The organism is Methylophilus sp. OH31, from assembly GCF_000576615.1.
GTDB lineage: Bacteria > Pseudomonadota > Gammaproteobacteria > Burkholderiales > Methylophilaceae > Methylophilus.
Genome location: NZ_BAUS01000010.1, coordinates 113,752 through 124,504 on the forward strand (window position 1 = coordinate 113,752; position 10,753 = coordinate 124,504).

The window sequence follows — 10,753 nt, forward strand, 5'->3', positions numbered from 1 at the left end:
TCACATATTGTTGACCGGCCTCATCACAGATGAGGCAATTGCTATCCAATGACTCAACTCCAAAACGATACTTTTTTACGCGCGCTCATGCGCCAACCCACAGAATACACGCCGGTCTGGATGATGCGTCAGGCGGGTCGTTATTTGCCGGAGTACCGTGAGAGCCGGAAAACCGCAGGCAGCTTTATGCAGTTATGCCAAAGCCCGGCATTTGCCACTGAAGTCACACTGCAACCGCTGGATCGCTACCCGCAATTAGATGCGGCCATCCTGTTTAGTGACATCCTGACCGTGCCGGATGCCATGGGATTGGGCTTGTATTTTGAAGAGGGTGAAGGCCCGAAATTTGAGCGCACCTTGCAAGCAGAGGAAGATATCCTCAAGCTGGAAGTGCCGGATATGTCCAAACTGCAATATGTGTTTGACGCGGTCAGCAGCATCCGCAAGGCACTCAATGGCCGCGTTCCGCTGATCGGCTTTTCCGGCAGCCCTTGGACCCTGGCGACTTATATGGTCGAAGGCAAAGGCGGTACCGACTTCCTCAATACCAAAAAGATAGGCTATGCCAGACCTGAGCTGTTGCATCGCATTCTGGAAATCACGTCACAAACCGTGATTCAATACCTGAACGCACAAATTGCCGCAGGCGCTCAAGCCGTGATGATTTTTGACTCCTGGGGCGGCGCACTGTCACATGACGCCTATATCGAGTTCTCGCTTAACTATATGCAAAAAATTGTCGCCGGCCTGACCAAGACTGCGGAAGGTAAAACGGTGCCCAGCATCGTCTTCACCAAAGGCGGCGGTTTGTGGCTGGAGCAACAGGCGGCCATTGGTACAGATGCGCTAGGTCTGGACTGGACCGTCGATCTCGCGCAAGCACGCCAACGTGTTGGTAACCAGGTTGCGCTACAAGGTAATATGGATCCAGCCATTCTGCTGAGCTCAACAGCCGCGATTGAAAAAGAAGTCGCCCGCATCCTGGCAAGCTATGGTAATGGTCATGGCCACGTCTTCAACCTGGGCCACGGCATTACGCAGTGGACACCGCCTGAACATGCCGCCTGCATGCTGGAAACCCTGCGCAAGCTCAGCCCGCAGTATCACCTGTAACGTAGGGGCCAATAAAAAAACCGCCAATCATTAGCTGGCGGTTTTTTATATGCGGAATAACTGACTACTTTAAAGACATGCGAGACAAGGTCTCATCTTTATCCACAAAACGATGTTTGAGTGCACCGAGTACATGCACAATAAATACCGCCAGCAAGATGTTGGCAAACAATTCATGTGACTCTTTGAAGGCATCGCGCAAATCAGCATTATCCAGGCCGCCAAACACCTCCAACCCAAACCATTTCAAGCCAAATTTGCTGTAAAGCGTCATTAACACACCGCTCAACGGCATCGCCACCATCAGCAGGTACAACAGGTGATGCGCACCTGTAGCCACTTTGCGCTCTAACGCAGAGTAGCTAGCCAGCATGGCAGGTGGTGTATGGCTAATCCGCCAGTAAACACGGAACAGGATCAGCCAAAACAAGCTAAAACCCAACGATTTATGCAGGTTAAAATATAAGGTTCTGGCGCTGGCAGGCTCATCCATTTGCCAGGTGTAGATGCCGAAGTCAAACAGATCAAAAGCGGTTTGCTTAGGACCATCTTTAGGCAACCCGCCCATGTACCAGCCCAGTGCAAACATGGCAATGATAGCCAGCGCAATCAGCCAATGCAAAATAATGGCAACCTTGGTATACCGTTGCGTTGAACTCATGTGTTCTCCTTGAAAGACTTGTGACGGCAGTCACTTTGTAATGATGAATGAATTGATTATGATGCATGAAACATTCATGGGTTCAGTCAGCATGTTATCAAAAATCAACTGGTTTTGCGTCAGTCTTATGTGCGCATTTGTAACGTTATGTAGCCAGGCATGGGCTGACGACTTTGAACTGAAGCAGATTGCTGACGGCATCTATGTTCATCACGGCAAACATCTGGATATTGACGACGGCTACCAGGGCGACATTTGTAACCTGAGTGTCGTGGTTGGTCGCGATGCCATTGCTGTGATTGATAGCGGTGGCAGCAAGCATACAGGTGAACAATTACTGCAAGCCATCAAAACGATCAGTCCGCTGCCGATACGTTATGTCATCAACACGCACGTACACCCTGATCACACCTACGGTAATGCCGCTTTCCAAAATGGCACAACGCATTTCATCGGCCATGACAAGCTGGCTAACACCATGCTGTTACGCAAAGAGCAATACGAAAAACTCAATGCCCGCCTGCTGGGTGAGGCAGGCAAAGCCAGCACCACTGTCACGCCGGATACTGCCGTGCATGATCAATTAACGCTGGATCTGGGCGGGCGCACATTGCAGCTACAGGCACAAACGGTTGCGCACACCCATACCGACTTAACCGTACTCGATAGCAAAACCAACACCTTGTTTACCGGCGACTTGCTATTCGCGCAACGCACCCCTGTCGTTGAAGGGGATATCAAAGGCCTGATTACGACACTTGAACGTATGAACCAGTCACATTATGCACTGATTGTTCCTGGGCATGGTCTGGAAAGCGCAGATCAACCAACCATTATTGGCAACGAGCTACGCTACCTCAACTTGCTGCTAGCTGACGTCCGCAATAGCATCAAAAAGGGCATCAGCATGGAACAAACTATGGACTCCGCAGCAGCCTCTGAACACGACAAATGGCAATTGTTCGATATTGCCAACCGACGCAATGTGAATGTGATCTATCCGCAGCTGGAGTGGGAATAGGCACTTAGCTTTGCTGTTCATTGTGCACGGTTGTCGACAACAGCGAGCCAGTGATGCTCCACCTAGATCAGCCATACCGCTGACTGGTATCTGTAGATCATTCTGTTCTACAATGCAGCCATGTCTCTCTCCGTTCTCATCATCGAGGATGAACCCTCGATTGCCGAAACCATCATCTATGCTTGTCAAGCTGAGCAAATGCAGGCCCACCACGTCGTCCTCGGCCAACAAGCATTGGATGTGCTAAAAAAACAATCGTTCGACATGATTATTCTGGATATCGGGTTGCCTGATATGACCGGATTTGATGTTTGCAAACAACTGCGGCGCTTTTGTAATACACCGGTTTTATTTCTGACAGCACGCAATCACGAAGTAGACAGAGTTTTAGGACTGGAAATAGGTGCTGATGACTATGTCACCAAACCGTTCAGTCCCAGGGAAATTGTCGCCAGAATCAAGGCTATTCAACGACGCTTACATCCTGAAATTGACCACGCTGCCACAGGATTTCAACTGGATGAACATGCCAGTCGTATCTATTATCAGCAACAGCTGTTGCCGCTCACACGTTATGAATTTTTGTTACTCAAAACACTGATATTGCAACCGCATCGCGTATTTTCGCGTGCCAGCCTGATGGATACCGTTTGGCAATCGGCAGAAGACTCCATGGAGCGTACTGTCGATACGCATGTAAAAACCTTGCGCAGCAAACTACGCGAAGTTTCACTCGCACATCAACTACCCGCAACAACGTTAATTGTGACGCATAGAGGTATGGGTTACAGCTTGCTCCCATAATCATAACTGCATGAAAATCAGCCTTAAAATTTTCCTGGGATACTTTTTACTGGTGGGGCTTGCCGCATGGTTTGTATTAGCGGTATTTGTAGACGAAGTCAAACCTGGTGTACGCCAAGCAATGGAGGACACCTTGGTGGATACCGCCAATTTATTGGCCGAACTGGCCAAAGATGACCTGAAGCAAGGCAGCATCCAAAACGGTCAATTTGCGCGTAGCTTGCATGACTATCAGCACAAGTCGGGGACAGCCAACATTTGGGGAGTGCCCAAACGATCTGCAGATTATCGAGTATATATCACCGACAGCACCGGCATGGTTGTATTTGATTCTGATCATCAGGCAGTCGGGCAAGACTATTCCCGCTGGAATGATGTCTACCTGACATTGAAAAGCCGATATGGTGCAAGAACCACCCCTGTAGATCCAACCAGACCAGACGGCGAGACAGTAATGTATGTCGCTGCGCCGGTCATGGACAATGATAAGCTGATCGGCGTACTGACAGTAGCGAAACCTAATAGCACCATGCAACCATTTATCCTGCACGCCCAGGCAAAGATCATGCGTTGGGGCATACTGTTGCTAGCGCTCTCTTTATGCTTGGGTATTTTATTTACATGGCGCTTCACTCGCGCCATTCACCGCTTAAGAGATTACGCCATAGCGGTCGCGCAAGGCCATAAAGCCGTCGCGCCAGATTCAAGCAACGACGAATTAGCAGAGCTGGCACAAGCCATGAAAACCATGCGCGATGAACTGGATGGTCATCAGCATATTCAGGAGGCCATACACCAACTCACCCATGAGTTAAAAAGCCCAATGACGGCCATACAAGCGGCAACTGAACTGATTACCCCAGAAATGCCCGAGCAAGACCGGACACACTTTCTGAACAGCATCAAGATACAGACCAAGCGCTTGCAACATATGATACAAAACATACTGGGACTGGCCGCGCTGGAACAACAACAAGTATTGGTACACCCCGTACACATTGCCTTGTCTGACTTGGTAGAACAACAACTCCGGCTCATTCAAGACCGCGCCACACAGCGAAATATCCAGCTGCTAACAACCCTAGACACCTCCTTATCCATAGCAGGAGATGCTTTCCTCTGTGGTCAGGCCATCAGTAACTTGCTGGAAAATGCGCTGGATTTCAGTGCAAACAACAGCCACATTCATATCGTATTATGCAAGACTGACATTGGCATCCAGTTAAGCATTCAAGACGAGGGCAGCGGGATCCCGCTGTACGCCCTGGATAAAATCAAAGACAAATTCTACTCTTTACCCAGGCCGGCCAATACACCACATGCCGGCCAAAAAAGCACGGGGCTTGGCCTGAACTTTGTGCAGCAAATCATGGCTTTGCATCATGGCGATGTATCCATTACCAATGTACATCCCAATGGGGCAATTGCCAGTTTGTGCTGGCCGGGCTAAATACTCAAGCGCACTTCACACTCGCCTCACATTCAACACAACAAGGCTTCACCTGCCAGTTTTATGCTGCAAACTCTTTCATTGAGGAGTTTGCAATGCAAAAACCATTTTTATATAAATCCCTTGGCATATTGGCGCTGATATTACTGATGTCGCTGGCCTTGGGCTATGTGAATGACCTGATTCTCGAACGCCAGACCAGGCAAGCTAACGTAGAAAGCAATATCGCAAAATCCTCCACCGAGGCACAAACATTTACCGGCCCCATATTGGTGATTCCCTATACCGAACACTACACCGAAACGGTAGGCAGAGATAAGGATAGCAAGATAGTTGAACGTAAGGATGAGGGGCATCTCTACCTGCTGCCAAGTACACTGACGGTCACGGGCGACTTTGCGCACAACTATAAACAACGCGGCATTTTCAAAGCCCTCATGTATCGCTTTAATGGGGATATTGCGGGCGGCTTCAATTTAAATCAAATCAAGGTGCAAGCTCAGCATACAAACGGCAGCATCCGTTTTGGTGAGGCCTCACTTGCGATTGGGCTCAGTGACACACGGGGTATAGATGGTCAACCGGTATTGCATTGGGGCACCCAAACATTAGGCCTGAAACAAGGCACGCAATTACCTTTGCTGGGTGCAGGCATCCATGCGGATCTGGGCCACTTGCAACCAGAACAAGGCTTGGTATCGTTCAAGCTGAATCTACACCTGCGAGGGATGCAGCAATTTAATCTGATCCCACTGGCAGACAAGAATAGCGTGCGCTTACACTCCAGCTGGCAACACCCACATTTTGACGGTAACTTTTTACCTGATGCTAACAGCCAACGTATTAGTGATAAAGGCTTCGATGCCCAATGGGAGGTCTCATCACTCGCCAGCAATATTCAGGAAAGACTGCTCTCCAGTTTAAACCGCACATCTGCGAACCTGCCCCTCGAAGCGATCACAGTCGGCTTTGTTGAACCAGTCAACATCTACAGCCTGTCAGATCGGGCCACAAAATATGGTTTATTGTTTATAGGGCTAACCTTTGCGGGCTTTTTTATCTTTGAGGTGATGAAACAACTGCGCATTCACCCCGCACAATACACATTGGTTGGCTTAGCCATGGCAATATTTTATTTACTGCTGATTTCTTTGGCAGAGCATATTGGTTTTAGCTATGCCTATCTGATTGCCAGCGCAGCCTGCATCGGCCTGATTGGTTACTATCTGGCGAACATCCTGCAGAACAGGCGTTATGGCATCATATTTTCCTGCAAGCTGAGCCTGTTGTATGGCACCTTATATGGCATTCTGATTTCCGAAGACAATGCCTTGCTCATGGGCTCCTTGCTGGTATTCAGCCTATTGACCTTCACCATGATAGTGACCAGAAAAGTGAACTGGTACGCACTTAGCCATCCATAAAACTTCAGGGCGGCACTTGCCGCCCGTATAAGTGAGGCCAGCGATGAAAAAGATTTTTTACGGACTGATCATTTGCACAGTATTGGCAAGCATGATGCCCGAAAACACGGTCATTCCGGTGCAAGCGGCGACAGCTAAAGACTGGAACCAAGACAGTTACTGGTTTGCCCCTTGGGGAAAGTCGGGTGTACACAAAGGTATAGATATTTTTGCCCGCAAGAAAACCCCTGTGCTTTCAGCAAGTAACGGATTAGTCATATTCACAGGAAACATTGAAAGAGGCGGAAATGTCGTCGCAATCCTTTCGCCCAAAGGACGTATTCACTACTACGCACATTTAGAGTCGGTGGCAACGCAGCCATTGACCCTGGTCACGCAGAAAAGCCTGATCGGCACGGTAGGTAATAGCGGTAACGCCAGAAGCAAGGCTCCCCATCTGCATTACAGCATTCTCAGGCTTATGCCCAACCCGGCAGAGATCACATTGGAAAAGCAAGGATGGAAAAGAATGTTCTACATGAACCCGCACCTATTACTCACTTCAGAACAATCACATTTATAAATACTTCTTCGCCAGCGCGACCTGTCGTTTGAGGCCCATATTCACCAGCCTGGGGGCCAGTCCATTCAGCCAGGCAAACAAGCTTTGCGGTTGGCCGACAAACAGCTCCTGCTTATCTTTCTGCAATGCCTGCACGATTTTATCTGCCACGTCTTGCGGGCTATCCACAGCCTGGCCAGAGGCCTGCCACATGGCGTTGGTGCGGTCATCATTCATGGGGGTGGCAATGGCGCGGGGTGCAATGTAAGTGATGCCAATATTGGCATCCACCAACTCACGGCGCAATGCTTGGCTAAACCCATGAATGGCAAATTTGCTCGCGCAATAGGTAGCAAAATGCGGGAAGCCTAGCGAGCCAAAAATAGAACCAACAAACGCCAAATGGCCTCGGCCACGTTTTAAAAAATAAGCAACAAACTCACGGCTTAAAACCAGGGTCGCCGTGACATTGGTATGCACCATATTATCGATGCTCACCTCGGTTTGCTCGGCAAACTCGGTGAATTCGATAATACCGGCATTATTAATCAGTAAATCCACATGCCCCATCTCGCGCAAAGACTGTTTTAATACCTGGCTGGCCATATTGGGCTGAGCCAGATCGGTGACAATAATATGTGACTTGCCACCCTGCGCCGCGACTCTTTTTTGCAGCGCATGCAACTTGACCGGATCCCGCCCGACCAGTCCGACGACAGCACCTTGCGCAGCAAGTGCGAGGGCGAGCTTGGTCCCGAGGCCACCTGTTGCGCCAGTCAACACCACATGCAGATTACGTAACTCCATCGCCGACTCCTAAGCTGCTGCCACCAGTGGTTGACTGGCAGCCGCCTGTGCCGCCACATGCTTGAAAATCTCACCATACAAGCGGTAAAAGCGTTTTGCGGCATGAATAATGATTTGCTGATCCTCAGGCTTGGTCACCTGGTTCATCAGACCCTCATAAAAGGTCACGTGGCTGAGATCTAGCGAGCCATGTGAAAGCAGGTAGCTAAAGGCTTTTTTCGGCAGATTGAGGGCCTGCATGATTTTTTCACCGGCTTGTGTAGCCACGGCGGTGCTGGTGCCTTCCAGCACCAATACCATGCCAAAAAAGCCTAAGGGATTCACACGATTGATCATGTCATAAGCATAAGCCACCATCATCTCTGTTTCATGACTGGCGGCATCGGCAGCCGTCGCGCTATGGCGCACAGACTCTTTATCACCGCCGCAAGCAGCAATATCATTGAGCACCCATTCCTGATGCCCCATTTCTTCTTCGATATATTCGCCAATCGCTGTACGCAACCACTCGTATTCTCCACTAAGTCGGCCACCACAGGCCATGAGCAATGGGGTCGTATGTTTGACATGGTGATAAGCCTGGGTGAGGAAGGCACGGTAGATGTCAAGAGTGATATTACCTTGTGCACCTTGCACAATCAGCGGCAACGTCATCAAGGTGTTACGCTCCTGCTCGGTCGCGCTTAATAATTGCTGATAAAAAGTCATTTAAACTCCTTCGTAAATCGCATTGATTTCAGCCATATAAGCAGCGGCAATCACATCGCGCTTTAAGCGGCCATTAGCCGTGAGTTGTCCGTTATGCGGGCTAAATGGCTGGTGAGCAAACACCACATCTCCCACCTGCGCATAGTCAGGCAGCTGCTGATTCGCTTGCGCAATCGCCTGCGCCACTTGCTCTGTGGTAAACGGCGGCTGCGGCACCACAATCGCCACATTAAACGGCCTCGCCTCTCCAAATACACACGCCTGCTGCAATGCGGGCTGGTGTATTAATGTACTCTCCACCCACTCAGGCGAAACATTGCGCCCAAACGAGGTAATAAACATATTTTTTTTGCGGCCTGACAGATACACATAACCATCATCATCCTGATAAGCCAGATCACCAGTGGCCAGATAACCCTCTTCGTCCAGCACCGGCTCGACAATACCACCCTCGGGCTGAGTGTAGCCATCATACAAAGCGCCTTTCACCCAAAGCTCGCCTGTCAGATCCACCCGTAGCTGCACATGTGGCAAGGGCTTGCCTATACTGCCTGGCTTGTGTGATTGTGGCGTATTGAGTGCAACAACCGACGCACACTCTGATAAGCCATAGCCTTCAAACACAGGCAATCCTAGCGCATGGGCTTGCAGTATCAACGCCGGCACCACCTTGGCGCCACCGACTGCGACAAAACGCAACGATGCCAACGGCGCCTGGCCTGCTTGCACATACATCACCAGCGCACGCAGCAACTCAGGAATCAGGATCGCAGTCGTCGCCCGACTATCTTGCAGGCCTTGATACAAGCGGCTGATGTCAAACTGACTGCCAGTAAAACCAACTGCGTGGCACGGATATACCACCACCGTTGCGCCAGAAATCAGGCTGGCATACACGCCCGCCACGTTTTCCAGCAATGTGGCCAGCGGCAACACGCAGAAATGGCGATCAGCTGCACCCGGCACGATCAGACTGGCAATAGAACTGGCGACCTGCCCCATCGTGTGTGCAGACAGGCAAACCCCTTTAGGCGCACCGGTTGTACCGGAGGTATAGGTGATTTTATCGGCAGCGGCGGCGCGATCATGGGCATGGATGCGCAAGACTGTCACCGCTTGACCAGCCACCTGCCATTCAGCGACAACAACACTGTCAGGGTATAGTTGCTGCCAGGAAGCTGGCATATCAGTCAAGATCAGGCTAACACCAGCATCCTTAATCGCATGCTGTTTTTGTGTCGAAGAAAAGAACGCCGGCAGTGGCACGTTGCTCCAGCCAGCAGCCAACACCGCTAAATCCAATACAATCCAGGCCGGACTATTATCCAGCGCCAGCGCCACAGTGGCACGGTTGGTCACCGCGCGCAAGGCGCCAGACACGCGCGTCATCTCCGCCGCCAGTTCACTATAAGTCAGCTGCGCAGACGGCCCTTCCAGGGCGATCCGGTTCGGATTTTGTGTTGCCTGCGCATGAATCTGTTGCAATATCATGATGGTTGGCGTTTATAAAGGATCAGCTACACCACGAATCGCCACAATCTGCGGTGTATGCTTGTAATAACTGCCCCATTTTGCGCGTTCCTCTGCGCTCAAGCGTTCAGGGTTCGCCATGGCCAGCGGAAACAAATCGACACCGCCTTTAATCAGGCCATTTTGCAGGCTATGATGCGCGGTCGCCACGCCCCACGGCAAATTCATGCTCAAACTATGTTGAATCACATGCGCAATCAGCACACCGGCATTGCGCGGATTCGCCACCGCCAGATTGCCTATGCAGGTAATTTCTTCGCGGCGTATATTTCTGCCGAGTTGGCGCGACATCAGTTGCTCAATCGGCTCATCCAGATATTGCTCCAGAAACAAACGCTCTTGTGCCGCATTACGCAAGCCAAACGCGGCCATTAAAATGCCGTTGGCATCACGCAAGGCCACCAGTTGTGGCATAAAGTGACTCACCTGCGCGCCGTACACCTGCTTAAATACCGCCGCAATAAAGGCTTCCACCTCCTGGCGGCACGGCGCACCCCGCTCAACCAAATGACCCGTAATCTCATTCACTTGATACCTTTTCGCTTGGGCAAAGTTCCTCAATTCATAAGCAGATGATGCATGGTAAAACGGTGTACTTGACTCTGAATGCAGCATGCCATTTCTTTCGCTGAAACAATCTTGTTCAGCTAACTGCAAACAGCATGCCAAATATATTTATCATTAAAATCAATTG

Annotated in this window: 11 protein-coding genes; 6 read left to right on the forward strand and 5 right to left on the reverse strand. The window is 50.4% G+C overall.

The window, feature by feature from the left end; genetic code table 11:
* The first annotated feature begins 48 nt into the window (after nt 1-48).
* A complete protein-coding gene (gene hemE / locus OH31_RS12090) occupies nt 49-1,113 on the forward strand; it encodes a uroporphyrinogen decarboxylase (protein ID WP_024930927.1) in 1,065 nt (354 codons plus the stop codon).
* A 64-nt stretch (nt 1,114-1,177) separates the two neighbouring features.
* On the opposite strand, the gene OH31_RS12095 is transcribed toward hemE, so the two are convergent.
* Entirely contained in the window at nt 1,178-1,774 is a 597-nt protein-coding gene (locus OH31_RS12095) for a cytochrome b (protein WP_024930928.1), read from the reverse strand.
* 58 nt (nt 1,775-1,832) lie between these two features.
* Here OH31_RS12095 and OH31_RS12100 point away from each other — a divergent pair, with 58 nt between their 5' ends.
* The 5 genes from OH31_RS12100 (at nt 1,833) to OH31_RS12120 (ending at nt 7,035) form a co-directional block, all read left to right on the forward strand.
* Complete coding sequence (locus tag OH31_RS12100) at nt 1,833-2,795, forward strand: quinoprotein relay system zinc metallohydrolase 2 (RefSeq protein ID WP_242402278.1); 963 nt, start codon at nt 1,833-1,835, stop codon at nt 2,793-2,795.
* Between the two features lie 120 nt (nt 2,796-2,915).
* Complete coding sequence (creB, locus tag OH31_RS12105; protein WP_019883740.1) at nt 2,916-3,599, forward strand: two-component system response regulator CreB; 684 nt, start codon at nt 2,916-2,918, stop codon at nt 3,597-3,599.
* 10 nt (nt 3,600-3,609) lie between these two features.
* Nucleotides 3,610-5,049 (forward strand): two-component system sensor histidine kinase CreC, encoded by a 1,440-nt coding sequence (gene creC / locus OH31_RS12110; RefSeq protein WP_024930930.1) that lies wholly within the window; start codon nt 3,610-3,612, stop codon nt 5,047-5,049.
* Nucleotides 5,050-5,144: 95 nt separating this feature from the next.
* Nucleotides 5,145-6,473 carry a cell envelope integrity protein CreD gene (creD, locus tag OH31_RS12115; protein WP_024930931.1) on the forward strand — a complete coding sequence of 443 codons (1,329 nt, stop codon included), beginning with the start codon at nt 5,145-5,147 and terminating at the stop codon, nt 6,471-6,473.
* A gap of 43 nt (nt 6,474-6,516) precedes the next feature.
* On the forward strand, nt 6,517-7,035 hold the full coding sequence (locus tag OH31_RS12120) for a M23 family metallopeptidase (protein ID WP_024930932.1): 519 nt from the start codon (nt 6,517-6,519) through the stop codon (nt 7,033-7,035).
* On the opposite strand, the gene OH31_RS12125 is transcribed toward OH31_RS12120, so the two are convergent.
* From OH31_RS12125 to OH31_RS12140, 4 genes are read right to left on the reverse strand one after another with little or no spacing between them, the layout of a single operon-like run.
* The gene (locus OH31_RS12125; protein ID WP_024930933.1) at nt 7,030-7,821 is read right to left on the reverse strand and encodes an SDR family oxidoreductase; all 792 of its coding nucleotides are present in this window, start codon (nt 7,819-7,821) and stop codon (nt 7,030-7,032) included. The genes OH31_RS12120 and OH31_RS12125 overlap by 6 nt on opposite strands.
* A gap of 9 nt (nt 7,822-7,830) precedes the next feature.
* Nucleotides 7,831-8,529, reverse strand: a complete 699-nt coding sequence (locus OH31_RS12130) for a TenA family transcriptional regulator (RefSeq protein WP_024930934.1) — start codon at nt 8,527-8,529, stop codon at nt 7,831-7,833.
* Nucleotides 8,530-10,020 carry an AMP-binding protein gene (locus tag OH31_RS12135; protein WP_024930935.1) on the reverse strand — a complete coding sequence of 497 codons (1,491 nt, stop codon included), beginning with the start codon at nt 10,018-10,020 and terminating at the stop codon, nt 8,530-8,532.
* A 12-nt stretch (nt 10,021-10,032) separates the two neighbouring features.
* The gene (locus OH31_RS12140; RefSeq protein WP_242402279.1) at nt 10,033-10,587 is read right to left on the reverse strand and encodes a thermostable hemolysin; all 555 of its coding nucleotides are present in this window, start codon (nt 10,585-10,587) and stop codon (nt 10,033-10,035) included.
* Between the last annotated feature and the right edge of the window lie 166 nt (nt 10,588-10,753).

Excerpts from the sequence above, each read along its gene's own strand:
- OH31_RS12100 (WP_242402278.1), top strand. The coding sequence starts at position 1,833 with ATGATGCATGAAACATTCATGGGTTCAGTCAGCATGTTATCAAAAATC.
- OH31_RS12095 (WP_024930928.1), bottom strand. The coding sequence starts at position 1,774 with ATGAGTTCAACGCAACGGTATACCAAGGTTGCCATTATTTTGCATTGG.
- OH31_RS12130 (WP_024930934.1), bottom strand. The coding sequence starts at position 8,529 with ATGACTTTTTATCAGCAATTATTAAGCGCGACCGAGCAGGAGCGTAAC.
- creC (WP_024930930.1), top strand. The coding sequence starts at position 3,610 with ATGAAAATCAGCCTTAAAATTTTCCTGGGATACTTTTTACTGGTGGGG.
- OH31_RS12125 (WP_024930933.1), bottom strand. The coding sequence starts at position 7,821 with ATGGAGTTACGTAATCTGCATGTGGTGTTGACTGGCGCAACAGGTGGC.
- creD (WP_024930931.1), top strand. The coding sequence starts at position 5,145 with ATGCAAAAACCATTTTTATATAAATCCCTTGGCATATTGGCGCTGATA.
- hemE (WP_024930927.1), top strand. The coding sequence starts at position 49 with ATGACTCAACTCCAAAACGATACTTTTTTACGCGCGCTCATGCGCCAA.
- OH31_RS12135 (WP_024930935.1), bottom strand. The coding sequence starts at position 10,020 with ATGATATTGCAACAGATTCATGCGCAGGCAACACAAAATCCGAACCGG.
- creB (WP_019883740.1), top strand. The coding sequence starts at position 2,916 with ATGTCTCTCTCCGTTCTCATCATCGAGGATGAACCCTCGATTGCCGAA.
- OH31_RS12120 (WP_024930932.1), top strand. The coding sequence starts at position 6,517 with ATGAAAAAGATTTTTTACGGACTGATCATTTGCACAGTATTGGCAAGC.